The 23,596-nt window shown below is 67.1% G+C and carries 27 protein-coding genes; 15 read left to right on the top strand and 12 right to left on the bottom strand.

Annotated features, from left to right (window positions below):
* The first annotated feature begins 67 nt into the window (after positions 1–67).
* From Q0L25_RS04625 to Q0L25_RS04565, 13 genes are all read left to right on the top strand, one after another.
* Positions 68–490, top strand: coding sequence for a hypothetical protein (locus Q0L25_RS04625; protein WP_296611976.1), 423 nt, complete (start codon positions 68–70; stop codon positions 488–490).
* 42 nt (positions 491–532) lie between these two features.
* Positions 533–1,807 carry a flagellar hook-length control protein FliK gene (locus Q0L25_RS04620; RefSeq protein ID WP_296611974.1) on the top strand — a complete coding sequence of 425 codons (1,275 nt, stop codon included), beginning with the start codon at positions 533–535 and terminating at the stop codon, positions 1,805–1,807.
* Positions 1,808–1,822: 15 nt separating this feature from the next.
* The gene (gene fliL, locus Q0L25_RS04615; protein ID WP_296611971.1) at positions 1,823–2,413 is read left to right on the top strand and encodes a flagellar basal body-associated protein FliL; all 591 of its coding nucleotides are present in this window, start codon (positions 1,823–1,825) and stop codon (positions 2,411–2,413) included.
* Positions 2,414–2,419: 6 nt separating this feature from the next.
* Positions 2,420–3,361, top strand: coding sequence for a flagellar motor switch protein FliM (locus Q0L25_RS04610; RefSeq protein WP_296611970.1), 942 nt, complete (start codon positions 2,420–2,422; stop codon positions 3,359–3,361).
* Positions 3,358–3,648: a flagellar motor switch protein FliN gene (fliN, locus tag Q0L25_RS04605; RefSeq protein WP_066588837.1), complete on the top strand. Its 291-nt coding sequence runs from the start codon at positions 3,358–3,360 to the stop codon at positions 3,646–3,648. The genes Q0L25_RS04610 and fliN overlap by 4 nt, the downstream gene beginning before the upstream one ends.
* Complete coding sequence (locus Q0L25_RS04600; protein ID WP_296611967.1) at positions 3,648–3,911, top strand: flagellar biosynthetic protein FliO; 264 nt, start codon at positions 3,648–3,650, stop codon at positions 3,909–3,911. The genes fliN and Q0L25_RS04600 overlap by 1 nt, the downstream gene beginning before the upstream one ends.
* A gap of 86 nt (positions 3,912–3,997) precedes the next feature.
* Positions 3,998–4,843 (top strand): flagellar type III secretion system pore protein FliP, encoded by an 846-nt coding sequence (gene fliP / locus Q0L25_RS04595; protein WP_296612229.1) that lies wholly within the window; start codon positions 3,998–4,000, stop codon positions 4,841–4,843.
* Positions 4,844–5,034: 191 nt separating this feature from the next.
* On the top strand, positions 5,035–5,304 hold the full coding sequence (gene fliQ / locus Q0L25_RS04590) for a flagellar biosynthesis protein FliQ (protein WP_066588830.1): 270 nt from the start codon (positions 5,035–5,037) through the stop codon (positions 5,302–5,304).
* A gap of 139 nt (positions 5,305–5,443) precedes the next feature.
* Positions 5,444–6,217, top strand: a complete 774-nt coding sequence (gene fliR, locus Q0L25_RS04585; protein WP_296612226.1) for a flagellar biosynthetic protein FliR — start codon at positions 5,444–5,446, stop codon at positions 6,215–6,217.
* Entirely contained in the window at positions 6,217–7,344 is a 1,128-nt protein-coding gene (locus tag Q0L25_RS04580; RefSeq protein WP_296611963.1) for a flagellar biosynthesis protein FlhB, read from the top strand. Before fliR ends, Q0L25_RS04580 begins: the two co-directional genes overlap by 1 nt.
* A gap of 64 nt (positions 7,345–7,408) precedes the next feature.
* A complete protein-coding gene (fliD, locus tag Q0L25_RS04575) occupies positions 7,409–8,926 on the top strand; it encodes a flagellar filament capping protein FliD (protein WP_296611961.1) in 1,518 nt (505 codons plus the stop codon).
* The gene (locus Q0L25_RS04570; RefSeq protein WP_296611959.1) at positions 8,926–9,327 is read left to right on the top strand and encodes a flagellar protein FliS; all 402 of its coding nucleotides are present in this window, start codon (positions 8,926–8,928) and stop codon (positions 9,325–9,327) included. Before fliD ends, Q0L25_RS04570 begins: the two co-directional genes overlap by 1 nt.
* A 122-nt stretch (positions 9,328–9,449) precedes the next feature.
* Positions 9,450–10,010 carry a response regulator gene (locus Q0L25_RS04565; protein ID WP_296611958.1) on the top strand — a complete coding sequence of 187 codons (561 nt, stop codon included), beginning with the start codon at positions 9,450–9,452 and terminating at the stop codon, positions 10,008–10,010.
* 13 nt (positions 10,011–10,023) lie between these two features.
* On the opposite strand, the gene Q0L25_RS04560 is transcribed toward Q0L25_RS04565, so the two are convergent.
* From Q0L25_RS04560 to argH, 6 genes are read right to left on the bottom strand one after another with little or no spacing between them, the layout of a single operon-like run.
* Positions 10,024–11,058 carry a D-cysteine desulfhydrase family protein gene (locus Q0L25_RS04560; protein ID WP_296611956.1) on the bottom strand — a complete coding sequence of 345 codons (1,035 nt, stop codon included), beginning with the start codon at positions 11,056–11,058 and terminating at the stop codon, positions 10,024–10,026.
* A 19-nt stretch (positions 11,059–11,077) separates the two neighbouring features.
* On the bottom strand, positions 11,078–12,034 hold the full coding sequence (locus tag Q0L25_RS04555) for a CorA family divalent cation transporter (RefSeq protein WP_296611954.1): 957 nt from the start codon (positions 12,032–12,034) through the stop codon (positions 11,078–11,080).
* Positions 12,031–12,801 carry an NAD(P)-dependent oxidoreductase gene (locus Q0L25_RS04550; protein WP_296611952.1) on the bottom strand — a complete coding sequence of 257 codons (771 nt, stop codon included), beginning with the start codon at positions 12,799–12,801 and terminating at the stop codon, positions 12,031–12,033. Before Q0L25_RS04550 ends, Q0L25_RS04555 begins: the two co-directional genes overlap by 4 nt.
* Positions 12,798–14,069: a diaminopimelate decarboxylase gene (gene lysA, locus Q0L25_RS04545; protein WP_296611949.1), complete on the bottom strand. Its 1,272-nt coding sequence runs from the start codon at positions 14,067–14,069 to the stop codon at positions 12,798–12,800. The genes Q0L25_RS04550 and lysA overlap by 4 nt, the downstream gene beginning before the upstream one ends.
* 6 nt (positions 14,070–14,075) lie before the next feature.
* Positions 14,076–14,315, bottom strand: a complete 240-nt coding sequence (locus Q0L25_RS04540; protein WP_296611948.1) for a hypothetical protein — start codon at positions 14,313–14,315, stop codon at positions 14,076–14,078.
* A complete protein-coding gene (gene argH / locus Q0L25_RS04535) occupies positions 14,312–15,724 on the bottom strand; it encodes an argininosuccinate lyase (protein WP_296611946.1) in 1,413 nt (470 codons plus the stop codon). Before argH ends, Q0L25_RS04540 begins: the two co-directional genes overlap by 4 nt.
* Positions 15,725–15,740: 16 nt before the next feature.
* On the opposite strand from argH, the gene Q0L25_RS04530 reads away from it, so the two are divergent.
* Positions 15,741–16,343 carry a TlpA disulfide reductase family protein gene (locus tag Q0L25_RS04530; RefSeq protein WP_296611945.1) on the top strand — a complete coding sequence of 201 codons (603 nt, stop codon included), beginning with the start codon at positions 15,741–15,743 and terminating at the stop codon, positions 16,341–16,343.
* 164 nt (positions 16,344–16,507) lie between these two features.
* Positions 16,508–17,188 carry a PilZ domain-containing protein gene (locus Q0L25_RS04525; protein ID WP_296611944.1) on the top strand — a complete coding sequence of 227 codons (681 nt, stop codon included), beginning with the start codon at positions 16,508–16,510 and terminating at the stop codon, positions 17,186–17,188.
* A gap of 76 nt (positions 17,189–17,264) precedes the next feature.
* On the opposite strand, the gene Q0L25_RS04520 is transcribed toward Q0L25_RS04525, so the two are convergent.
* The 6 genes from Q0L25_RS04520 to Q0L25_RS04495 all read right to left on the bottom strand — a co-directional run bounded on the left by Q0L25_RS04520 (position 17,265) and on the right by Q0L25_RS04495 (position 23,569).
* Positions 17,265–18,149 carry an RDD family protein gene (locus Q0L25_RS04520; RefSeq protein WP_296611942.1) on the bottom strand — a complete coding sequence of 295 codons (885 nt, stop codon included), beginning with the start codon at positions 18,147–18,149 and terminating at the stop codon, positions 17,265–17,267.
* Positions 18,133–19,164 carry a stage II sporulation protein M gene (locus Q0L25_RS04515; RefSeq protein ID WP_296611940.1) on the bottom strand — a complete coding sequence of 344 codons (1,032 nt, stop codon included), beginning with the start codon at positions 19,162–19,164 and terminating at the stop codon, positions 18,133–18,135. Before Q0L25_RS04515 ends, Q0L25_RS04520 begins: the two co-directional genes overlap by 17 nt.
* Entirely contained in the window at positions 19,161–20,477 is a 1,317-nt protein-coding gene (locus tag Q0L25_RS04510; RefSeq protein ID WP_296611939.1) for a DUF58 domain-containing protein, read from the bottom strand. Before Q0L25_RS04510 ends, Q0L25_RS04515 begins: the two co-directional genes overlap by 4 nt.
* A 205-nt stretch (positions 20,478–20,682) precedes the next feature.
* A complete protein-coding gene (locus Q0L25_RS04505) occupies positions 20,683–21,639 on the bottom strand; it encodes a MoxR family ATPase (protein WP_296611937.1) in 957 nt (318 codons plus the stop codon).
* On the bottom strand, positions 21,636–22,856 hold the full coding sequence (locus tag Q0L25_RS04500; protein ID WP_296611936.1) for a hypothetical protein: 1,221 nt from the start codon (positions 22,854–22,856) through the stop codon (positions 21,636–21,638). The genes Q0L25_RS04505 and Q0L25_RS04500 overlap by 4 nt, the downstream gene beginning before the upstream one ends.
* The gene (locus Q0L25_RS04495) at positions 22,853–23,569 is read right to left on the bottom strand and encodes a DUF4129 domain-containing protein (protein ID WP_296611934.1); all 717 of its coding nucleotides are present in this window, start codon (positions 23,567–23,569) and stop codon (positions 22,853–22,855) included. Before Q0L25_RS04495 ends, Q0L25_RS04500 begins: the two co-directional genes overlap by 4 nt.
* Positions 23,570–23,596: the final 27 nt, after the last annotated feature.

The raw sequence follows: 23,596 nt of genomic DNA, 5'->3' as shown, positions 1-23,596 counted from the left end.
CGGCCGCCCAATAATATTATCCTATGGGCGGCTGGGTGGGGGCGCGGGCCGGCACCGATGCACTTCCATGCATAAGAAAAGCCAACTCGACCGCATCCTGCGGGTGCGCACGCTTCAACTTGGCATGACTCGCGCCGAGGAAGTCCGTGCGCATGCCAAGATCGCGAGCGAGGCCGATCTCGCCAATCGTATCGCCAAGCTGGCCGACAGCGTCGCGCCGGCACCGACCGAGGCGGGAAGCGGCTTTTCGCTGGTCGCCGCCGCGCATTTCCGCTCGCGTCTCCACCAATCGGCCGAGCATGCTGAGCATCGGCTGCGCGCCGCCGAAGCCGCCGCCGAACGCGCCGCGGAAGCGACGCGCGAGGCGAAGCGCGACCAGTCGGCGGTCGAGAAATTGATGGCGCGCGCCGACCGCGACGCGGCGCTCAAGGCGATCCGCGCGCTCGAGGCCGCGCCGGCCGTTCGGAAGATTCGGCACGATCCTTGCTGATACCCCCGCGGAGGCAGTGCACGCCTCCTGCATGAGGGGTTCATGACCGGTTTGACTCTACCCGCTACTCTTACTGCCGCGCTGCCCGGAAAGGTCGCCGCGCCCTCCTTGCTTGCTCCTGGCATTGCTGCCGACGGGGCGCCGGGAGTGCCCAACCTTGCCGCCTTTCTCGACCTGATGATCGGCAAGGCCGTGGTGACGGCCAAGCAAGACCAACCTGGCGGTGAGCGGCAGGATGATGCCGCGACCGGCAATCCCTTGCCGGAAAAGGACGATGAAAAAGGCGACCCCGCGCTCGCTTGGTTGCTCTCGGTCGCGCCGATCGCCCTGCCTGCTGCCAGTGCCGCGAAACCCGTTGCCGCCGGGGCGGTCACCGCGCCCCTTGCGCCGAACGCCGCGAACCCGCAGCCCAGCTTGCCGATGCTGCCTTTGCCGGCCGCGAGCGATACCGCCCAGGCCCGGCCCGAAGGCGTCGCTCCCCCGGCGACGCCGCCAGGCTTGCGGGAGACGCAACCCCTGCCGGCGACGACGCCGGCATCGGCAGCGTCCCAGCCCGCTGCCAACGCGCCGATCACGATCGACGCCGCGCTTCCCGCTACCGCCGACCTACCGAAGCCAACTCCTGCCGCCAAGCAACCGATCGTTGCCGCCGATCGCCCGATCACGCAGCAGCCCGCGGCACAGCCGATCCGAATCACAGTGCCGCAAGCGGCGCCAGTGACTTTGGCGTCACTGGCCTCGGCCAATGCGCCGATGCCGGCATTGTTCGCGCTGGCGATGCCGCCCGAACGCAAGTCCGCCGGCGAAGGCGAGGGCAATCAGCCGGGCGGCCTGACGGCCGCGGCGACATTGTTGGCTCCGGCCGATGCCATGCAGCTGGTCGCCAAGCCCGGCGAGGCTCAACGCCAGGCGCTCGATATGGGCCGCCAGGACTGGCCGCAAAAGATGATCGACCGGATCGAGGCGCTGCGCGACGACGCCAATGCCAATGATACTTCGATCCGGCTCAGGCCCGAGGCGCTCGGGCGGATCGACGTGTCGCTGCGCACGCATGCCGATGGCGCGGTCTCCGTCCGCTTCACCGCCGAACAGCCGGCCACGCGTACGTTGCTCGCCGACGCCGCGCCGCAACTCAATGCCGCAGCCGAGGCGCGCGGCATCCGTCTGACCGGGACCAGCGTGGACCTGAGCGGCTCGGGCATGGCCGGGGGCGACCGCCCGCGGCCGCAGGCCGAAGTTAGGCAGGACAGCAAGAATCGCCTCGCGACCGGCGGGGATGACGAAATTCAGGCCGTCGATGACGGCCGTGTAGCTTGATTGGGGGAATGAACGATGAGTGACGAAGCCAAGACCGACACGCCCAAGAAGAAGGGAAAAGGCAAATTGATCATCCTGATGCTCCTGGGCGTGATCCTGGTGGGCGGCGGTACGGCGGGCGGCCTGTGGGCGGCCGGGATGCTGGGCGGCGCCAAGGCGGCCGGGCCCGAAGGCCCCAAATTGGTACCGAAGAGCGAGCAGAAGCGCGCCGGTGCCGACGGCAAGGAAGGCGAGGGCGCCACGGCGTCGAGCGGCGCCAAGCCGCCCTCGGGCAGCGGCGGCGACAAATATGCCTCCAATTATTACGCGATCGACAAGGACTTCACCTCGAACCTGCAGGACAGTCCGCATTACGTCCAGATCGGGATCGCGGTGTCGACGCCGTACGACGATTCGGTGATCGAGAACCTCAAGACCAACGAGATCGCGGTGCGCTCGGCGGTGCTGATGGCGCTGGGCGACGCGACCGAGGAAGAGGTCACGACCGGCGAGGGCAAGAAGCATCTCGCCCAGCGGCTGGTCGCCGCAATCAACGCCACGCTCAAACAAAAAGAGGGATTTGGCGGGATTAGTAACGTCTACTTTACCAATTTTGTTGTTCAGTGACCGGGCATGGTTAACGGCTCGTCATCCATATCCGACACGGACCGGCGCGAACGCCCTCGCGCGGCGGCGGCACACGCCCCCGCGCTGGGCGGCGCCAACCTGAATCCGTTCGGGGATCTGCACACGCTGCAGCATCTCTCCGCGCGCCTGGCGCGGAGCCTGCGCGGCGTGTTCGAGCCGTTGCTGCGCCAGGAAGTCCGCTTGTGGGCCGAGCCTTTGATGGTGCAGCGCTTCACCGATTACCGCGCCGAACGTCCCGAAGGGCTGACCGGCTGGGTGCCGCTGATGATGGCGCCGGGCAATGGCCAGGCGCTGATGGTGGTCGACGGCAAGTTCGCGCTCGAACTGCTCGACCTGTTCTTCGGCGGCACCGGCGCCGCGCCGCACGACATGCCGAACGAATTCTCGCCCGCCGCCGAAGCGATGCTCGGCCGGCTGGCGGCGATCGTCGCCGAGCCGATGACCACGTCCTGGGAGCCGCTCGCCAAGGTCAGCTTCGCGCCCGGCCGGGTCGAGGCCAATCCGTCAATGATCGCCGGTATCGATGGGGACGATCCGATGGTCGTCACCCGTTTCGGGATCGGCAAGCATCACGGCAAGCCGGTCTTCATCGACATCGTATATCCGGTGCAGTCGCTCAAGCCGTACACCCCGTCGCTGACCGGCAAGGTGCTCGGCGCCGCGCCCGATCCGGCGTGGCAGAACGGTCTCGCCAAGGCCGTGATGACGGTGACCTTCCCGGTCCGCTCGGTGCTGGCCGAGCCCGTGATCAGCCTCGCCAAGCTGATGGAACTCAAGGAAGGCGACGTGATCCCGATCAGCGTCGCCGCCGACGTGCCGGTGATGGTGGCCAATGGCCGCCTCGGTACCGGCACCGTCGGCACGTCCAACGGACGCGCCGCGATCAAGCTCAATTCGCTCTCTCTCAATGTCGAGGAACTCGCATGACCGATTTGTCCGGGACCTTCCCGGTCGACGCCAATATGGCGGCCAATTACCGGCTGCTCCAGGACGTCGACGTCAAGCTCACGGTGGAGATCGGCCAGACCCGGCTGACGCTCCGCGAACTGCTCGCTCTGGGCGAAAGCTCGGTGATCGAGCTCGATCGCCAGGCCAACGAGCTGCTCGACGTGTTCGTCAACGGCACGCTGATCGGTCGTGGCGAGGTCGTCACTGTCGGCGAACGCTTCGGCGTCCGCCTGACCGAACTGGTTTCGCCCGAGAAGCGCGGCTGATGCTCTGGTCGTATATCCTCAAGCTGTTCGTGCTGTTGCCTTTGGTCTGCGGCCTGATGGTCGGATGTCTGTGGCTGTGGCGCCGGCTCGAAAGCCGGATGCCCGGCCAGCCGGCCAACCGCACGATCAAGGTTCAGGAAACGATGATGCTGTCGCCGGGCCTGCGCCTCGCGGTGATCGAATTCGAAGGACAGAAATTGCTCGTCTCGGTCGGCCGCGGCGGCGTCCAGCTGGTCGACAAGGCCGGGGGGCTGCCCAAGTGACGACGATCCGCCGCCTCAGGGAAGACGGCCCTTCGCTGTTCCGCGCGCCGGTTCCCGCCGCTCCGCGTCCGAAGAATGTCCAGCTGATGAAGCTGGTGCTGATCCTGCTCGCCTTCGTCGCCTTGCTGAGCGTCGCGATGCCGTCCTTCGCCCAGAGCGCGCCCGCCGCGCCGGCGACCACCACTGTTTCCTCGGCCCCGGCCGCCGCGGCCAAGCCCGGCATCGGCGACGCAGTCGATCGCGCATTGGGCCAGCTCGGCGGGCCCGGCGCGGCTGCCGCGACCAATGGCGCGGGCAAGGCGCCGCTGTCGCTCAGCCTCCAGGTCCTCATCATCATGGGCCTGCTCACGATCCTGCCCGGGATCCTGTTGATGATGACCAGCTTCACGCGGATCATCATCGTGCTGTCGATCCTGCGCCAGGCGCTGGGTTTGCAGCAGACGCCGCCCAACCAGGTGCTGATCGGCCTGTCGCTGTTCCTGTCGCTGTTCGTGATGGCGCCGACGATCAATCAGATGAACACCCAGGCGATCCAGCCTTATTCCGCCGGCCAGATCGGCGGGACCGAGATGATCCAGCGCGCGGGCCAGCCGCTCCATGCCTTCATGGTCAAGCAGACGCGGATGAAGGACCTGAAGATGTTCGCCGACATGGCGCATTCGGGTCCGTACAAGACGTCGACCGACATTCCCTATTCGGTGTTGCTGCCGGCGTTCGTCACCAGCGAATTGAAGACGGCGTTCCAGATCGGCTTCCTGATCTTCCTGCCGTTCATCGTCATCGACCTGGTGGTCGCGACCGTGCTCATGTCGCTCGGCATGATGATGATGTCGCCGACGATCATCTCGATGCCGTTTAAATTGCTGCTGTTCGTGCTGGTCGATGGCTGGGCGATGATGATGGGCAGCCTGGCGTCGAGTTTCGCGACATGATGCCGGCCTGTCCGCCGCCCGCGCCGAATCCGTTCCGCGCACCACCGCGCCCCGTTTCGAGCCCGATGCCCGCACCGCGGCTTTCCCCCAGCCGTCATGCCAGCGAAAGCTGGCATCTCATGTGGGGAAATACGGCACGAGACCCCAGCTTCCGCTGGGGTGACGACAAAACCAATTGGATCAACTGAACCATGGACGCGGACTATTTCATCGGCGTGGCCGACCAGACCATGTGGGTCCTGGCGCTCGCCGCCGCGCCGGTTCTGATCCCGGCTTTGCTCGCCGGCCTGATCCTCGGCATGGTCCAGGCAGCCACCTCGATCAACGAACAGACATTGACCTTCGTCCCCAAGCTGGCGGTGGTCGGGCTGTCGCTGCTGATCTTCGGCGGCCTGATCATGGGCCTGCTGACCGATTTCACGATCGACATCTTCCAGCGCATCCCGGATTTGGTACGGTGATGAATTTCCCTCTCCCTTTGGGAGAGGGAAGGGGCCCGCGCGCGTCAGCGCGTGGGAAGGGTGAGGGCCGTCTTCTTGCCCTGCCCTCACCCTTCCGCCGCTCCGCGGCTCCCTCCCTCTCCCAAAGGGAGAGGGAATGATGCTCGGCCTCGGCCTGAATATCGAGGCGCAGCTCTGGGCGCTGCTCTTCGTGATGATCCGGATCGGTGCGGCGTTCGTTGCGGCGCCGGTGTTCGGCGCGGTGGCGGTACCGTTGCCGGTGCGCGTCGCGCTCTCGGGCGCGATCGGCGTGCTGGTGCTGGCGGTCCATCCGATCGTCCCGCCGGCCGGGCTCTTCTCGATCGCCACCATCCTGAGTGCGGTTGCCGAAGCGCTGATCGGGCTCGCGATCGGTTTCATCCTGCAGATCGCCTTCGCCGCCCCCGCCGTCGCCAGCGAAGTGATCGGCACTTCGATGGGGATCGGTTTCGCCTCGGCGATCGACCCGCAGAACGGGCGATCGACTCCGGCTTTGGGCAATTTCCTGTCGGTGCTGATGACGCTCCTGTTCCTGTCGGTGAACGGCCACCTCGTCCTGGTCGATATGCTCGTGAGGAGCTACGCGGTGCTGCCGCCGGGCGGCGCCTGGCTGTCGCCCGACCGGCTCAAGGACATCGCATTCTTCGGCGGCTATACCTTCGCCGCCGGTTTGCTGCTCGCGCTGCCGGTCGGCTTCCTGCTGCTCTGCCTCAACATGATCGTCGGTATGGTCAGCCGCGCGGCGCCCAGCCTCAACCTGTTCGCGATCGGCCTGCCAGCCAGCCTGGCGGTCGGCGTGGTCGCGCTCGCGCTCGCGATGCCCGCCATGGGTGATTACATGCTCGTCATCGTCCAGGAAGGACTCGATGCCGCGCAGAGCCTGGTGTTCGGCTGATGGCTGAGTACGAGGGCGACAAGACAGAAGCGCCAACAGCCAAGCGGCGCAAGGACGCGATCGATCGCGGCGAAATCCTCAAATCGCGCGAATTTGCCACCGCATTGATCGTGCTCGCCGGCTGCGGCTGGATCGCGATGCTCGGGCCGCAAATGGTCAAGGCGTGCGAAGGACTGATGACCGCCAGCTTCCGCTTCGGCCGCGCCGATATCGAGGATTGGTCGCCGATGCGGCCGCTGATCCAGGCCGGCTTGGGCTTCGCGCCTACGGTCGGCGGGCTGTTCCTGATCGCGATGCTCGCCGCCGTGCTCAGCCAGGCCGGGCTCGGCTCGTTTCGCTTCAACGGATCGCTGCTCCAGCCCAAATTCTCGCGCATCAATCCGGCATCGGGGTTGAAGCGGATCGTCGGTCCCAACGGCTGGATCGAGCTCGGCAAATCGCTGCTCAAGGTAGCCCTGCTCGGATCGATCGGCGCCTGGCTGATGTGGAAGACCGCGCAGCCGACCCTGGGCATGTCGACCTCCTCGGATGTCGCCGGGGTGGTCGGCCATCTCGGCGGGACGTTCGTGCGGATCCTGTTCACGATGGCGGGCGGGCTGGTGCTGATCGCCGGCATCGACCTGCCGATCCAGATCGTCCGGCTGCTCGGCAAGCTCCGGATGAGCAAGCAGGAAGTGCGCGACGAGAACAAGGAAACCGAGGGCTCGCCCGAGGCCAAGCAACATCTCCGCCAGCGCCAGCGCGAAATGAGCCGGCGCTCGGTCAGGAAAGCGGTCGCCACTGCCGATGTCATCCTGACCAACCCGACTCACTTCTCGGTCGCGCTGCGCTATGATCGCGTCAACGACAATGCGCCGGTGGTGGTGGCCAAGGGCCGCGGCATCACCGCGCTGGCGATCCGTGACGTCGCCGGGGACGAGAAGATCCCGATCCTCGAATATCCGGCGCTCGCCCGCGCGGTCTATTATACCAGCCGCGAAGGACAGGAGATCCGCGACGATCTCTACCCGGCGGTCGCCACCGTTCTGGCCTTCGTGTTCGGCCTCAACCGGCGTGCCGGCACCATGCCGCCGGCGATCGAGGTGCCGACCACCGCGCGCTTCGACGAAAACGGCGTCAAATCGTGAGGAAAATCCTAAAATTCGTTTCGCTCCGGTCGTTCCACGATCTGACGCGCGCGGAGTAACGATCATGGTGACGACCAGCTCGACGACGAGCACCCCGACCCCGACACCCAGCCCGACGCCGAGTCCGTCGGCCTCGAGCGTGATGGGTTCGGCCGCGCAGGCGCTGTTCAACTCGCTGTCGACCGGATCCGGCGTCGATACCGCCTCGCTGGTGACGTCGCTGGTCCAGGCGCAATTCGCGACCAAGACCGATGCCCTGACCGCTCAGTCCGACGCGCTGACCGCGCAGATTTCGGGCGTGTCGACGCTCAAGAGCACGATCCAGCAATTCGCCACCGCGCTCAAGACGCTGACCACTAACGGTACCTTGCAGTCGCAGCCGCAAAGCTCGAACAACAACGTGCTGACCGCGAGCGCGCAGACCGGCGCCGCGCTGAACGGCCTGACGTCGTCGATTACCGTCAGCCAACTCGCCAGCGCGCAGGTCGCGACCACGCAGGTCGCGGTCGCCGACCGCACCGCGGTGATCGGATCGGGCCAGCTGACGCTGACCCTGGGCAGCGCGACCTATTCCGCCGACGGCACCCAGATGACCGGCTTCACCGCCGGTGCCGGCACTGCGGTGACGATCGACCTGACCGATTCGAGCCTCGACGGCATCGCCGCCGCGATCAACGCCAAGAAGGCCGGCGTCACCGCCTCGGTCGTCACCGATGTCGACGGCAAGGCCTATCTCTCGCTCAAGGGAGCGACGGGCCAGGCGCAAGCCTTCACCCTCGCCGCGACGACCGATCCGACCGGCAACCTTGCCCAGTTCAACGTCGGCGTCGGCGCGACTGGGACCAAGATGTCCTCGGTCGCGCAGAACGCCAAGCTGACCGTCGACGGCGTGTCGGTCGAGCGCGCGTCGAACACGATTACCGACCTGATCACCGGGGTGAAGCTGCAATTGACCGGTACCAGCCCGGTCGCGGTGTCGCTGACGGCGAGCTCGCCGACCGACGCCTTGAAACAGGCGATCACCGACTTCGTCGACAGCTACAATGAGGTGTTGAACACCATCAACACCCAGATCGACCCCCAGAACGGCCCGCTCAAGAACGACACTGCGGCGCGCGGGCTGATCAATTCGCTGCGCACGCTGACGACGCGGACGTTGCTGTCGGGCGCGGCGGCCGGCACGCCGACGACCCTGGGTGAGATCGGCATCAAGACCAATCGCGACGGTACCTTGTCGGTCGACGATGCCGGGGTGACCAACGCGCTCAACAATTATCCGGCCTCGGTCGAGGCGATGTTCTCCTTCTCGACCTCGAGTTCGGACGGCATCACCGCGGCGATGAATGGCATCTCGCTGACCTCGACCAGCACGCTGTACGGTCTCGGCGCCTCGCTGACGCGCTATACCCAGCAGCAATCGAACGTGTCGAAGGCGAAGGACGATCTGTCCGACCAATCGGACCAGATGAAGACCCGGCTGACCCAGCAATTCGCCAGCATGAACGCGAAGGTGGCGGCCTACAAATCGACCCAGGCATTCCTCAAGTCGCAGATCGATGCCTGGTCGAAGGGCAGCAACTGATGGCCGGCTACGCGACCGCGCTGCGCGGCGACCCCGAGGCGACCTATCGCCAGATCGATCTGGTCGGCCGCACCGGCGAGGCCGACGGCCCGGCGCTGGTGCAATTGCTCTATGAGGAACTGGTTCGCGCGCTGCGCGTCGCCGCGCATGCTACCGAAAACCAGAATTACGCGCTGAAGAGCGAGAAGATCACGCGGGCCACCGCCATCCTGTTCGCGCTCGAGGCTGGGCTCGATTTCGACCAGGGCGGCGAGGTTTCGCACACGCTCGCGAGGCTCTATCGCGGCGCGCGCAACGCGATCATCGATGCCAGCGTGGGACACGAGGCGCAGCCGTTCCTCGAAGTCGCGTCAAATCTCGAGGAAATCGCGCAGGCCTGGGCCCAGGCGCGCCGCGGCTGATTTGGTTTCAGCGGAGCTGAAACGGCCGCGGGCCGGCGCCGTGACAACGAAACATGCTTGCCACGCCATTAACCCTTTTGTGACCTGCTCCGGCTTAGGGTCCCTTCAAAAGGAAGGACCCAATGGCCGATCTGCACCGACCCGTCCGCACGATCCTGGTGGTCGACGACAGCCGCACCAATTTGAACGTCATTGGCAAGCGGCTGACGCATTTCGGCTATCTGACCGCGCTTGCCGATAATGGTGCGGAAGCGCTCGACCTGATCGCCGCGCGCGGTTTCGATCTCGTCCTGCTCGACTTGATGATGCCCGGGGTGAGCGGACTTCAGGTGCTGGCCGAACTGCGCTCGCGGCTCGAAACCGTCGACTTGCCGGTCATCGTCGTCACTGGGCGCAGCGATCCCGAAACGGCCGTCCAGGCGCTTGCCGCGGGCGCCGACGACCATGTCGCCAAGCCGTTCGATTTCGACGTGCTGCACGCCCGCATCGAACGCACGCTCGCCCGCGCCCGCCGTGTCAGCGACCTCAAGCGATCGAACGCCGCGCTCGATGCCCGTATCGCCGCGCGCGCGATGGAATTGGGCGAAGCCCGCGCCGAACTTGCCGACATCCGCGCGGACCGCCAACGGCTGATCCTGTCGATCCAGGCGCTGCACGACGAGGTCGAGCGGCTTAGGGCTTGAGGGCTCGACCGCTTTAATCGGCGCTCGCGATGGCGTCCCGATAGGCGAACAGTCCAGGGGTGCCGCCCGTCATCACGAACAGGACGTCGCGGCCCTCCCACCGGCCATCATGCATCCCGGCGAGCAAGCCGGCGAAAGCCTTGCCGCTATAGACCGGGTCGAGCAGCAAGCCCTCGCTCCGCGCGAGCGTCCGCACGGCGTCGACCATTGCGCCGGTCGGAATGCCATAGGCTTCACCGCGCTGGGACGCGTCGATGTGGATCGCATCGTCCGCCAGCGTCCGCTCCGGCGCGATCAGCGGAAGCGCCGCGGTGGCCAGGCGGCGCGTCTCTGCAATTGCTTTGTCGAGCGGCGCCAGCACCGTGAACGACAGGACGCGGCGCGGATCGTCACCCGCGGCGCACAAGCCCGCGGCGAGGCCGGCATGGGTGCCGGAACTGCCGTTCGGGACGACGATCGCCGCGAAGCGGCGGCCGGCGGCTTGCTCTTCGTCCAGGATTTCCGCCGCGCAGACCGCATAGCCCAGGCATCCGAGCGGCGATGACCCGCCGCTGCCGACGACATAGGCCTTGCGTCCGTCGCGCGCGATCTCCCCGGCACGCGAATGCGCCGCCGCGAGTGCGTCTACATCACCTGGCAGTCGATGCACCGTCGCGCCGAACAGATCGTCGAGCAGCAGATTGCCGTTGGTCCGATAGGCCGGATCATGGCGCGGCACGACGTCGCTCAGCATCAATTCGCAGGATAGGCCGGCGCGCGCCGCGGCGGCCGCGCTTTGCCGCGCGTGGTTCGACTGCAGGCCGCCGGTGGTGATGAACGTGTCGCAACCCTGCGCGGTCGCTTCACCGATCAGGAATTCCAATTTGCGGAGCTTGTTGCCGCCGCCGCCCACGCCCATGACGTCGTCGCGCTTGACCCACAGACGCGCGCCGCCCGTCGCCGTGCCCAGTACTTGCTCCAGGCGAGCGAGCCGCTGGATCGGCGTCGGTCCGTCGAGCAGCCGAAAACGCGGGAAGGCATCCAGCCGGCTTTTCATCTCAGCGAGCATGTATCGTCTCCGTCGCGCCTCAGCCCCGCAACCAATGCCGCCGCACGAAATAGGTCGTCACACTCACCGCCGTCAGCACGCAAATCCCGATGATCGCGTCGAACGCCCAAGGCCGGTCGGCGAGCCACAGCCCCCGCACATTCATCCCGTACAGCCCGGTCAGGAAGGTCAGCGGCAGGAAGATCATCGCGACGATCGAGATGATCAGCGCGCGCTGGTCGATCTGTTCGGCGCGTAGATCGGTCAGCGCTTCATGGGTCAGCGCCGAGCGTTCGCGGATGCTCTCCAATTCCTCGGCCATGCGCGCGGCGCGGTCGGCGGCGGCCGACAGATGCAGGCGGTCGTCGTCCCCCAGCCAGCCGACCTGCAGCGTACTGAGCTTCTCGAGCGCGGTGCGCTGCGGCGCCAGGAAGCGGCGATAGCCGATCGACTGGACGCGCACGCGCGTGACGGTGCGCCGCAATTCGAAAATCTTCTCATTGTCGAGCGAGGTCTCGCATTCGTCGAGATCGTCGCCCAATTGCGCGACATCGGGGTCGAGATCGCTGGTGATCGCGGTGGCGAATTCGGTGATCAGGTCGCCGGGATCGCGGACCTGGCCGGCCTCGACGCATTCTTCGACCAGCTTGATCGCCTTGAGCGTCTTGCGGGTGACCGAGATCACGCGCCCCGCGACTGCCCAAATCCGCACCGAGGCGAGCGGGTCGGACGAGACCATTTCGTCGTCGGACCGCCCGCGCATATTGAGCAGCGCGCCTTCGCCGAACTGCTCGCAGCGCGGGCGCGTCTCGGTCGCGGTCAGCGCGTCGACCAGATAATCGTCGAGCTTGGCGACATCCGACAGCCAGGCCTGGGCATGTTCGTTATTGGTCGTCAGATGGACCCAGACGAAGCCGTGGTCGATGTCGAGCGCCTGTTTGATCTCGCAGCGCGTCGCCTGGCCGCTTTCATCGACATGATAGGCAAAGCCGCTCATCGCGCGATCTCCACAAACACGGTCAGTCCTTCTGCCGGATCAACGGGCGGCGCAACCGAAACGATCCGCGGCGCGTCGGCGCGCGCGCGGTCGAGGATCGCGGTCGGGACGTCGGACGTGTGCACCACCCGATCGGCCTGGGCGAGCAGGCGCGCCTGGCGCAAGGTGAGGTCGTCGGGGTCCGGGGACGACAAGGCAAGCCTGACCGCATGGCCTTCGGCACGCTCGGGGAAAACGGGTGTCGTCAGCCAGTCCTCGACCTGCGCGGCGCTTGCATGAAGAGGGTCGACGGCGCCGCCCTCGCTCAGCGCGCGGCCGAGAGCCCGGCGGCGTTCGTCCGCTTTCGGGAAGCGCTCACGCAATCTCGCGCGCGCCGCCTGAAGCGCCTGGGCCAGGTCGCCGAGCGATGCCGGCAGGATCGTCTCCAGCCGCTGGCGCAGCGCCGCGGCCAATCCGGCCGACGCCCCACCCGTACCGATCGCGACGATCACCGGCGACCGGTCGACGATCGCGGGCAAGGTGAAGTCGCACAGATCGGATCGGTCGACCGCATTGACCAGCACGCCCCGCGCCTTGAGCCGCGCGACTGTCTCTTCGGGCGCGTCGAGCGCGATGATCGCCAGCGCCGCTTCGTCATGCTCGCCCACGACGGTCGCTCCCGCACGCTCCAGCAGGCGGCGTTTCGCGTCCGCACTTTCGCCTTCGCCAATCAGCATCACCGGCCGTCCCGCCAGCCGGAGGAAGACCGGCAGGCTGTGCAGGGTCACGCGGGAACCTTGGCTAGCCAATCGGGGACGTGTTCTTCCGACATCACGCGATACGCCGGGATGCGCTCGGCGACGACGGCATAGCGGTTGCCATCGACCATGACCTCGGGCACCAGCGCCCGGCTGTTATAGGTCGAGGCCATGGTCGCGCCATAGGCGCCGGCGGTGCGGAAGATGGCGAGGTCGCCTTCCTTCACCTTGTCGATCTCGCGCGCCTTGGCGAAGGTATCGCCGCTTTCGCACACCGGCCCGGCGATATTGGCGACGAACCGCTCGCCAGTCGGCTTTACCGCGACGAAATCGTGCCATGCATCGTAGAGCGCGGGCCGTGCGAGGTCGTTCATCGCCGCGTCGACGATCACCCAGGGATTGGTCGGGGATGGCTTCACCCAGATCACCTGGGTCAGCAGCACTCCGGCATTGCCGGCGATGACCCGGCCGGGCTCGAACATCAGCTCGACATCCCAGTCGCGCGTGACGCGCGCGACCATTTCGCCATAAGCGGCCGGGCTTTCGGGCTTGTCCTCGGCGCGATAGGCGACGCCCAACCCGCCGCCGAGATCGACGCGGTCGATGTGATGACCGGCGGCGCGGAGATCCGACACCAGCTGGCCGATCCGGCGATAGGTCGCCTCCATCGGCGCGACGCTGAGCAACTGGCTGCCGATATGCGACGCGACGCCGCGCAGATTCAGGCCGGGAAGCTTCGACAGGCGGTCATAGATGGCGAGAGCGTCGGCGATGGCGACGCCGAACTTGTTCTCCGCCTTGCCGGTCGAGATCTTGGCGTGCGTGCCGGCATCGACATCTGGATTGACCCGCAGCACGCACGGCGCCTTGATCCCGCGCGCGGCCGCGATTTCCGACAGCGCGACGCCTTCGGCTTCGAGCTCGAGATTGAACTGGCCGATGCCGCGGTCGAGCCCTTGCGCCAATTCCCCGCGGGTCTTGCCCACCCCGGAGAAGACGATGTCCTTGGCCGGCACGCCGGCGGCGAGCGCACGTTCCAGCTCGCCCCCCGACACGACGTCGGCGCCATAGCCGGCATTGGCCATCACCCGCAGCACCGCGAGATTGGGGTTGGCCTTGATCGCATAAGCGAGATGGACGCGCGGCACGTTTTTCAGACCGTCGCGAAACGCGTGAGCGTGGCGCTCGAAGGTACGGCGCGAATAGATATAGACGGGGGTCCCCACTTCCGCGGCGATGCGCGTCATGGGGACGTCTTCGGCGTAGAGCTCGCCGTTCCTCAGGTTGAAATCGTCCATGAAAACTCAGTTGGCGGGTGGGAGGTCGAATTCGTTCCCTTGGCGCTCCTGCGAACTGGTCAGCAAATCGTCGCTGCGTGCGGGGCGCGCCTGGATCGAGGCGGTGAGAAGCTGGTTCGGCGTCGGGGTGGCGGTGGCGCCATAAGGCGCGACCGGCAACGCCTTGCCCTCGGCCGGTTTCAAATCGCGCGCGGCGCCGCATGCCGACAACACGATGACCAGGCCGAGAATGACAAACCGTTTCACGTCTTTTCTCCCGCGCGCGTCGCTTTCGCGGCCGCCTCGTCGTTTGCGCGTGCCGCTTTCGCGACCGCGATCGCCTCCCGTACCCGGATCGGCGCGGTGCCGCCAGCACTGGTGCGGCTCGCGACCGACGCATCGACGCTCAGCACATCATAGACGCGTTCGTCGATTCGCGCATCGATCGCTTGCAACGTCTCGATCGGCACCTGGTCGAGCGCGACCTTCGCCTCTTCCGCCGCCTTGACCGCGCGGCCGGTGACGTGATGCGCTTCGCGGAACGGCAAGCCGGCTTCGCGCACCAGCCAGTCGGCGAGATCGGTCGCGGTGGCGAAGCCCGATTCGGCCAGCGCGCGCATGCGGTCGGTGCGGAACGTCGCGCTTGCGACCATGCCGGTCATCGCCGCGATCGACAGAGCCAGAAGGTCGTGCGCCTCGAACACCGGCGGCTTGTCGTCCTGCATGTCCTTCGAATAGGCCAGCGGCAGGCCCTTCATCGTCACGCACAGAGCGGTCATGCACCCCATGATCCGTCCGGCATGGCCGCGCACCAGTTCGGCGGCGTCGGGATTGCGCTTCTGCGGCATGATCGAGCTGCCGGTCGACCATTGGTCGGACATGGCGACGAAGCCGAACGGCTGCGACGCCCAGATCACGAATTCCTCGGCCAGCCGCGACAGATGCAGCGCGCATTGCGTCGCCGCCATCAGATAATCGAGCGCGAAGTCGCGATCGCTGACCGAATCGAGCGAATTGGTGGTCGGGCCGTCGAAGCCGAGCGCCTTTGCCGTGGCGTCGCGGTCGAGCGGAAAGCCGGTGCCGGCGAGCGCGGCGGCGCCGAGCGGAGACCGGTTCATCCGCGCGCGATTGTCGGCGAAGCGGCTGCGGTCGCGCGCGATCATGTCGTGATAGGCCATTAGATGATGGCCGAGCGTCACCGGCTGCGCCGATTGAAGATGGGTGAAGCCGGGCATCACCGCGTCGGCATGCTCCTCGGCGCGGGCGATCAGCGCATCCTGGAGTTCGCCCAGGGCGGCGCCGACCTGATCGATTGCGTCGCGCACCCAAAGCCGGAAATCGGTCGCCACCTGATCGTTGCGCGAGCGCGCGGTGTGCAGCCGCCCGGCGACCGGCCCGACCTTCTCGGCCAGCCGCGCCTCGGTCAGCATATGGATGTCCTCGAGGCTCAGATCGTCGGGCACGCCGTCGCGGGCATAATCCTCGGCGACCGCGTCGAGCCCCTGGGCGATCGTCGCGACATCCTCGGCCTGCAATATGCCCTGTGCGCCGAGCATCGCGACATGTGCCTTCGATCCGGCGATATCCTGCCGCCACAAACGCTTGTCGAATGGTATCGAGGCATTTATCTCGCGCATCACCGCCGCCGGTCCCTCAGCGAACCGACCGCCCCACATCGCGTTCGAGGTTTGCTTGCGCTCTATCGTACTTCTCCTGGCGGCTACCGCGCTGATCGGCGGCTGCGATAGGCCGTCCGCCCCCAAGGGGCAAGCGAACGAAACGGCGGCGCTGCCGACGCTCGACGAAGCCGCCAATATGGCGCCCGCGCCATCCGCGCCCGACACCGGGGTCGACGTTATCGGCAAGCTGGTCCGCGACCATAAGGGAGAGGCGGCGCCGACGGCCGGTTTCACCGGCCCCGATGGCAAGCCGCTCACCCTGGCGAGTTTTGCCGGCAAGCCGGTGCTGCTCAATCTGTGGGCGACCTGGTGCGGGCCGTGCAAGGCCGAGATGCCGACGCTCGACAAGGTTGCGGGCGAGGGCAAGGTGCAGGTGGTGACCGTCAGCCAGGACCTGGACGGCAAGGCCGCGGTCGACCCCTATCTCGCCAAGGCGGGGCTCAAGGCGGTCAAGGCCTATACCGACAAGGACCTGCACATGTCGGCGGCGTTCGGCAATCCCAGCCTGCCGACGACGATCCTCTACGATTCGTCGGGCAAGGAAGTGTGGCGGATGATCGGCGGGATGGACTGGACCAGCCCGACCGCGCGCGGCCTGTTGGCCGAAGCGAAATAGCGGGTTCGCATGGCGTCACGCCGCTTGTCCGTTCGAGTGAGTGCGCGCTATCGCCGCCTGCCATGCTTTGCTGTAACACGCTCGGTTATGGTGCAAATGGCGAATGTTGAGGCGACCGGTTGCGATGGCAGGCCGTCGGGGGCGCCGCGGCGGATTCGATCGGTATGAGTGAGCGGGACCAGGGCGGTTCGGCCGGCGACCCCGACGCTTCGCTTCGCGCTCGCGCTCCTCGCAAGAACTTGTTGCTGACCGCGACGATTCGTTCGGGAGGCGTGGCCGCGCCGGTCAGGATCCGAAACCTGTCCGAAAAAGGCGCGATGGTCGATGGCCAGGCGTTGCCCGAGCCGGGCGCCTCGCTCATCCTGCAGCGGCTCGAGGTCGAGATGCGCGGCGTCGTTGCGTGGCGAGCGGAGGGGCGTTGCGGAATCCAGTTCGAGGGCGCGGCGTCGGTGGAGGAATGGGTTGCCGGCCGCCGCGCGCCGGCCGCGATCTTCGGCCAGGGGCAATCGCGGGTCGACCAGATCCAGGCCGCGATCCGCGGCGGCCGCGACATCGTCGAGGACGTGCCGGCTGCCAGGCCGACCGAGCTCATCACCGATGTCGAGGCGCGGGTCGCCGAAGAGCTCGATCATGTCCAACGAATGCTGGACGATGTCGCCGGGGACCTGATCGGCGACATGGCGCTGCTGCAACGCCATGGCGAGGCGCTGCAGCGGTTCGACAATGCCTGCCAGATTTTGAACCAGCTCTCCGCGATCCTGAAGGCGAAGGACCGCGCGGCCGCGATCGCCGGGGTCAATCTGGAAGCGTTGCGGGACAGGCTGTTGCACAAGCCGGACGGCTGAAACGGGGTCAGGGTCGATCAATCTCCAAGCCCCTCCCCTTCAGGGGAGGGGCCGTATCCGGCATAGCGATGGAAAACTACGCCGCCCGCGTCGCCTTCGAATATTTATCCTCGCGCCTGAGCCCGACCATCATCCCGCGCTCGAGCCGGCCGCAGAGCGCCGCGTAATAGTCCGACAGGAAGCCGTAATCGTCGCCATCGTCGGGCATGTCGCCCTTGCGCCGGATCGCGGCGGCAACGGTGACGATCGCATCGGTCTGGCCGCCGCGCAGCACTTCTTCGAGCGTCTGCAATTCGTAAATGCCGTACAGGTCGAGCTGGGCGTCGGTGAAGACGCGACGCGGCCGTGTGCTTTGCGCCGCCGACGCGGCAAGGTCGTGGCCGAGTTGGGCCCGCGCGCGATGCACCACCCAGGTTCCGGCGAGCAGGTCGCCGACGCGCAGCCGGTCGCGATTGAACAACGGGAAGAACAGGAAGATCATGCTCCAGGCGAGCGCGAGCAGCGGCAGCAGCACGTCGCCGCCGGTGAACATCGCGCCGAGCGAGGCGAAGAAATAGGACAAGGGCAGGAAAATCTCGATCTCGCGCATCGCATTGCGCGCGATCACCGCGCCACCCGTCAGCCGGGCGCCGTCGCGCGCCACCACGCGTAGCCCGACGATCCTTTTGCCCGGCGTCGCGCCGCGCGCGCCCATTTCGAACAAGGTGAACCAGCCGTTCCGGAGGATGAAGAAACCGACGATCCACAGCCCGACCATCAGGATCGATTGCGAGGCGAACGCCATCAGCCCGATCGCGATCGACGCCAGGATCAACACGCCCAGCATCAGCACGCCATCGAGCAGGAACGCGCCGGCGCGCGCGCCCGCCGTGCCCAATTCGATATTGAGGTCGACGCCCTCGGGCGTGATGAAGCGGCGCCGCAGCCCGGCGATCGAGGAGCGGCTAGGCGGACGCGCCATCGCGTTTCCCCCTCGGCATGTAGAAATAGAGCAGCCAGCCGGCGAGCATCACCAGCCCGATCGCGTAACGCAGTTCGTCATTTGTGATCGTCTGGCGCCCGATCCCTTCGAGCAGCCCGGCGATCGCCAGCATCACCACCGTGCCGCCCATCGCGGTCGCCGCCGACCGTCCCGCCGCCACCGCCGCATCGGTGCGCGACAGCCTGCCCGGAAAGGCGATGGCGAGCCCGATGCGGAATCCCGCCGCGCCCGAGATCATGATGGCGAACAATTCGGTGGTGCCGTGGATCATCAGCCAGCCGACGAAATTATAGCCCAGCCCCTTCGACGCGAAGACCTCGATCATCGCTCCCAGCATCAGGCCGTTATAGACGATCAGCCCGGCGGTCGGGACGCAGAACATGAAGCCGAGCGCGAACGAGAAGATCGCGATCTGCGCATTGTGGGTGAACAGGAACGAGGCGAACAAGGCGAGCGCGCTCTGCTGCGCGTCCTTGCCGCCGTCATAAAGGGTCTGGCGCAGCGATTCGGTGCTCGCGCCGGGGTCGCGTCCCTGCGCCATGCCGTCCGGGATCATCGCATAATACCAGGACGGATCGTGCGCGATCATCAGATAGGCGACCAGGGCACCGGCGACGGTCAGCAGGAAGGACACCAGCGTCTCCTTCCACAGGGCCTGCACCGCTTCCGGCCAGCCGCGGGCGAAGAAATGCGCGAGCTGCTTCATCGGCGAGGTGGGGACGCCGTAGATCTGGAAATAGGCGCGCGTGCAGAGCTGTTCGAGATAATTGATCAGCGCGCGGTCGAGCGAGGTTTCCCGCGCCACCGACAGCGACGACAGAGCGGCGCGATAGAGCAGGGGCAGGACGAGCAATTGCTGGTCGGGCACGGCGCGGACGCCGCGTTTCTCGATCAGGGTCAGGATCTTGTCGAGCTGATCCCAATCGGCCTCGTGCGCGGCGCGAAAGCGCGTCGCGTTGACCAGCGGCGTGCGGGCTTCGACATAGGCCGTCACAAGAGGTTCCTCCGCTTGAGGTCGACATAGCCCTCGACCAGGCGATCGGCGACGCGGTCATATTCGCTCTCGATGACATGCGCCCCGAGATGGCGCAGCCGGGTCAGCGCGAGCAGCCGGTCCTTGAGCAGCCCGGCGGCGGTCACCGCGCGAGTGATGTCGTCGGCGGTGTCGGGGGCGTGATCGACCAACGATTCGAGCTCTTCGTCGCGCAGGACCACGATCAGCAGCAGATGCTTTTCGACCAGTCGCGCCGCGGCGCGGATCATGAAATCGGCGCTGGTCAGGTCGGTGAATTCGGTGAACATCACGATCATCGACCGCCGCGTCAGCCGCGCGGCAAGCGTGGTCAGCGCATAGGTGTAATTGGTTTCCTCGCCCGAATAATCGATCCCGGCGGCGAGATGCTGGAGCTCGGGAAAGGCCGAGGCACCCGAGATCAAACCGCTGGCGATGCGCGGGCGCGAATCGAACGAATGGAGCGCGACGCGGTCGCCGAGCTTGAGCGCGACCCAGCCGGTCAACAGCATCGCCGCGACCGCGCGGTCGACGCGCGGCATGCCGGCGACCGGCTCGGACATCTGACGTCCCGAATCGATCGCGAAGACGATCTGGTTGTTGCGCTCGGTGCGATATTCCTTGGCGTGGAGCTTGAGATGACGGGCGGATTGCTTCCAGTCGATCGCGCGGCGGTCCATGCCCGACCGGAACTCGACCAGCGCGTCGAAATCGGTGCCGTCGCCGCGATCGAGCTGAGTCATCAGGCCCTGCAGCGCGTGGCGCTGGAAGATTTGCGACCCGCGCTCGCGGACGGGGCGAATGTCGGGCAGGATCTTGAGCGCCGCCTCGCTCGCCATCCGCTTCTGCCGCCATACCAGGCCGAGCGGTCCACGCCAGCGCACCCAGAAGGTCGCGAAATGCGCGGTGCCACGGCGAACCGTCGCAACGGGCAGCGCCACCGCCCCGTTGCCCTGGTCGAGTTGGACGCTGGCGCGGCCGTCATCTTCCAGTGCCACCAGCGGATCGGTGGCGATCGCAATCTGGACAGAGCCTGGCCCGCCGCGCGGCGGACCCTCGACGCTGATCACCGCATCGACCGTTTCGCCGACGCTCGCGGTGCGCGGCAGGCTCAGCCCGGCTGAAATCCGGCCGGCGGGCAAGGCTAGCATCGCATCGATCAGCGCGCCGATCAGGATCGCTGCCGGCCAGGCGAGCCCGGCATACCAATGGTCCGGCGCCAGCACGGCGATCAACAGCGCGACGGGGGCCCCCGCCGCGGCCGCCATCACCGCGAAGCGCGTCGGGTAGCTCAATGCGGGCCTCCCATAAGCCCCTCCCCTTCAGGGGAGGGGTTGGGGGTGGGGCAGTGCCACAGGCTGATCGCTTGAGGACAGGCCCCACCCCAACCCAGCGTCAGGTCGGTCAGGCCCCCGGCCTGACCTAAACCGCGCGGGGCGCGGTTTACCTGAAGCTCCTGAAGGGGAGGGGCGAGATATACGGCGCCGGCAGCCACCATCCTCAACGCGGCGCCTCGATCGTCTCGATGATCGAATGCACGACTTCCTCGACCATGCGGCCGTCGATCTCGGCGGCGGGCGACAGGATCAGGCGGTGGCGGAGCAACGCGGGGGCGAGCTGCTTGACGTCGTCGGGGATGACGAAATCGCGCCCGTCGAGCGCCGCCCGGGCGCGCGCCGCGCCGGCGAGCATAGCGCCGGCGCGAGGCGATGCGCCGCTTTCGAGATCGGCGACGTCGCGCGTGCCGCGGATCAATGCTGCGATATAGTTGATCACCTCGTCGACCAGCCGCACCGTGCCGACCGCCTCGATCGCCTCGCCGATCCTGGCGGCATCGGTGCGCGGCTCGACTCCCCAGTCTTCGGGTTCCATCGCCGTCGACCGCGAGCCGTGGGTAGCGATGATCTTGCGCTCCTCGGCCGCCGACGGATAATCGACCGTCTGCTTGAACAGGAAACGGTCGAGCTGTGCCTCGGGCAGCGGATAGACGCCTTGCTGTTCGATCGGGTTCTGCGTCGCCACCACCATGAAACGGTCGCCGAGCGGCAGGCTCTCGCCGTCGATCGTCACGGTCCGTTCCTGCATCGCCTCGAGCAGCGCCGCCTGGGTCTTGGGCGGGGTGCGGTTGATCTCGTCGGCGAGCAGCATGTCGGTGAAGATCGGCCCGCGCGTCAGCGTGAAGGTCGAGGTCTGGAAGTTGAACAGATTGGCGCCGATGATATCGCCGGGCATCAAATCGGGTGTGAACTGGATGCGCCCGAACTTGATTCCGACCGCGCGCGCGAAACTGTGCGCGAGCAACGTCTTGGCGGTGCCCGGCGGGCCTTCGAGCAGGATATGGCCGCCGGCGAACAGCGCCACGAGCATCAGCTCGACGGTCGCTTCCTGGCCGACCACGGCCTTGCCGACTTCCTGGCGGATCGCCATCGCCAGATTGCGGACTTCCTCGACCGTCACTTGCCCTTCTCCTTCTGCCAATCGTGTAGCGCGCGCGCCGCGGCGACCAGGCTGGCCTTGTCGTCCGCATCGTCCACGGCCTGGGCGAGGTCGGTGAACCGCGACCGCCCGGAAATCTTGTCGAGATAGGCGTCGATCGCCGGCCCGCGCAGGCGCGACGGCACGCCGAATGCGACAATCGCGCGTTCGCGGATCGCCTCGACATAGCGTCCGCCGAGCCGCGTCTGGCGCCCCGCCTTGCGGATCAACGCGGCCGCGTTGTCCACCAGCGCGGTCTTGCCGAACGCGATCGCGCGTTCGCGATGCACGGCGGGGCCGAATCGCGCGAACGCCTGCCATCCGGCGAGCAGCATCGCCGCGACGATCGCCAGCGTCATTGCCAGGAACGGCGGATCGAAGGCCAGGCGCAGCGGGTTCTTGGCCTTGCCGAGCCCCGCCACGGTCACGTCGAAGTCGAAATCGCGGTCTCCATCCTGGTTGAGCGCGTCGAGCAGGGCGAGCGCGGCGCGCGCCTGGCTCTCCTTGCGCATGCCCATGTTCGACAGGAGGTCGGGGTCGGCGAGCACGTAGAGCGATTTGCCGCCGACTTCGCCCAATACGATATTGCCCTGCTCGTCGGTCAGCAGCGGCTTGAGGTCGGCGCCGCTGATCGTCTGCAGCGGGCGCGGCGCCTCGAACCCGAAATCCTCCGACATCCAGCCGGCCGAGCGCAACGGACGCCCGCCGCTGGTCAGCCGTGAGACCGTGAACTTGCGGTCGGGCGCCAGCACGCCTTCGGGCTCCTTCTTGTCGATCAGGCCGAGGCGCATGACCCAGCCGGGACGGCCCGCGGGGAGCAGCCGCACGGTCGACCATTTGGGCAGCACGACCAGAGTCGGCAAATCGTCGCGCCGCAGCAGCACGTCGCCCAGCGGCGTCGATCCGAGCGGCGGCGTCAGGACCAACAGGCCGTTCGCACCCAGTTGCGACGGGTCGCGGATGATGCGCGTATCCTTGCCCATGGCACGCGCCAGCCGGACGATCCCGCTATATCCGGTCGCGCCATTCGATAGCGCATGCGCCGACGCGCCGTTGGTCGAATCGGACGGCGCCTCATAGGCATTGCCGAGCATCAAGGCGACGAAGCCGATGATGCCGACCGCGAGCAGCAGGATCACCGTGCGCAGGCGAAACGCCCCGCCATCCTCCTGCCTGCGGCCGATGGTGAGGTCGCTCATGCCTTCCACACCCCCGGGACCGCGAAATCGGCATAAGCGGCGCGCGCCGCCCGCCAGTCATCCGCGCCGACCGGGCGGCCGCCGAATAGGCTGCGCTCGACCTGGCGGGCGATGGCGGCGAACAAGTCGCGCGCGCGCGACGGAATGGCGGTGGCGGCGGCGATTTCGCGACTCGTCAGGGCGGGGCGGACCAGCTGGGGACGCCGCTTGCCGATGTCCTCGATCGAGCGGAACAGCAGATGGTGGACGGCTTCGGCGAACAGACCCTTGGCGGCGAGCGCGTCGGCTTCCTCCAGCCAGGCACGGCCTTGCATGGCATCCGGCTGCCATTGCTCCTCCTCCTCGATCGCGACCGGAGCCGAAGTGCGCGCCCGGCGTCGCGGCAGGCGCCATTGGCCGTAGCGCAGTCGTTCGACGATCAGCCAGATCAGCGCGATCGCGGCGATGCCGATCACGCCCCATAGCAATATACGGGCATAAGGCGCTGCCGGCATGAAGCTGGTCAGCCAGGCGAAGAAGCGGCCGATCGGGGCGAGCACGTGCCCCAGCCATTCGAAGAAATGGGCAAGCCCCTTGAGCCAGGCGGGCGGTGCGGGGGGCGGGGGCGGTCCGGCAAGCGTGAACTGGACGGACGGATCCGCGCGCAACGCGTCATGCGCCGCGGTGAAGCGGTCGGCGGCGGCCGCGGCACCTTGCGAATTTCCCCCGGCCAAACGCTACCCCTGCGCTAACAACCCCTA

It is taken from the genome of Sphingomonas sp., from assembly GCF_024508665.1.
In the GTDB taxonomy this organism is placed as follows: Bacteria; Pseudomonadota; Alphaproteobacteria; order Sphingomonadales; family Sphingomonadaceae; genus Sphingomonas.
Note: the sequence above shows the minus strand (reverse complement) of the source record. Positions and strands in the feature narration are given on the sequence as shown.

Bases quoted from the DNA above. Each gene is read 5' to 3' on its own strand.
- Q0L25_RS04625 (WP_296611976.1), top strand. From the start codon at position 68: ATGCATAAGAAAAGCCAACTCGACCGCATCCTGCGGGTGCGCACGCTT.
- lysA (WP_296611949.1), bottom strand. From the start codon at position 14,069: ATGGACGATTTCAACCTGAGGAACGGCGAGCTCTACGCCGAAGACGTC.
- Q0L25_RS04525 (WP_296611944.1), top strand. From the start codon at position 16,508: ATGAGTGAGCGGGACCAGGGCGGTTCGGCCGGCGACCCCGACGCTTCG.
- Q0L25_RS04500 (WP_296611936.1), bottom strand. From the start codon at position 22,856: ATGAGCGACCTCACCATCGGCCGCAGGCAGGAGGATGGCGGGGCGTTT.
- Q0L25_RS04600 (WP_296611967.1), top strand. From the start codon at position 3,648: ATGCTCTGGTCGTATATCCTCAAGCTGTTCGTGCTGTTGCCTTTGGTC.
- fliN (WP_066588837.1), top strand. From the start codon at position 3,358: ATGACCGATTTGTCCGGGACCTTCCCGGTCGACGCCAATATGGCGGCC.
- argH (WP_296611946.1), bottom strand. From the start codon at position 15,724: ATGTGGGGCGGTCGGTTCGCTGAGGGACCGGCGGCGGTGATGCGCGAG.
- Q0L25_RS04560 (WP_296611956.1), bottom strand. From the start codon at position 11,058: ATGCTCGCTGAGATGAAAAGCCGGCTGGATGCCTTCCCGCGTTTTCGG.
- Q0L25_RS04520 (WP_296611942.1), bottom strand. From the start codon at position 18,149: ATGGCGCGTCCGCCTAGCCGCTCCTCGATCGCCGGGCTGCGGCGCCGC.
- fliR (WP_296612226.1), top strand. From the start codon at position 5,444: ATGCTCGGCCTCGGCCTGAATATCGAGGCGCAGCTCTGGGCGCTGCTC.
- fliL (WP_296611971.1), top strand. From the start codon at position 1,823: ATGAGTGACGAAGCCAAGACCGACACGCCCAAGAAGAAGGGAAAAGGC.
- Q0L25_RS04620 (WP_296611974.1), top strand. From the start codon at position 533: ATGACCGGTTTGACTCTACCCGCTACTCTTACTGCCGCGCTGCCCGGA.
- Q0L25_RS04570 (WP_296611959.1), top strand. From the start codon at position 8,926: ATGGCCGGCTACGCGACCGCGCTGCGCGGCGACCCCGAGGCGACCTAT.
- Q0L25_RS04580 (WP_296611963.1), top strand. From the start codon at position 6,217: ATGGCTGAGTACGAGGGCGACAAGACAGAAGCGCCAACAGCCAAGCGG.
- fliQ (WP_066588830.1), top strand. From the start codon at position 5,035: ATGGACGCGGACTATTTCATCGGCGTGGCCGACCAGACCATGTGGGTC.
- Q0L25_RS04610 (WP_296611970.1), top strand. From the start codon at position 2,420: ATGGTTAACGGCTCGTCATCCATATCCGACACGGACCGGCGCGAACGC.
- fliD (WP_296611961.1), top strand. From the start codon at position 7,409: ATGGTGACGACCAGCTCGACGACGAGCACCCCGACCCCGACACCCAGC.
- Q0L25_RS04565 (WP_296611958.1), top strand. From the start codon at position 9,450: ATGGCCGATCTGCACCGACCCGTCCGCACGATCCTGGTGGTCGACGAC.
- Q0L25_RS04555 (WP_296611954.1), bottom strand. From the start codon at position 12,034: ATGAGCGGCTTTGCCTATCATGTCGATGAAAGCGGCCAGGCGACGCGC.
- fliP (WP_296612229.1), top strand. From the start codon at position 3,998: ATGAAGCTGGTGCTGATCCTGCTCGCCTTCGTCGCCTTGCTGAGCGTC.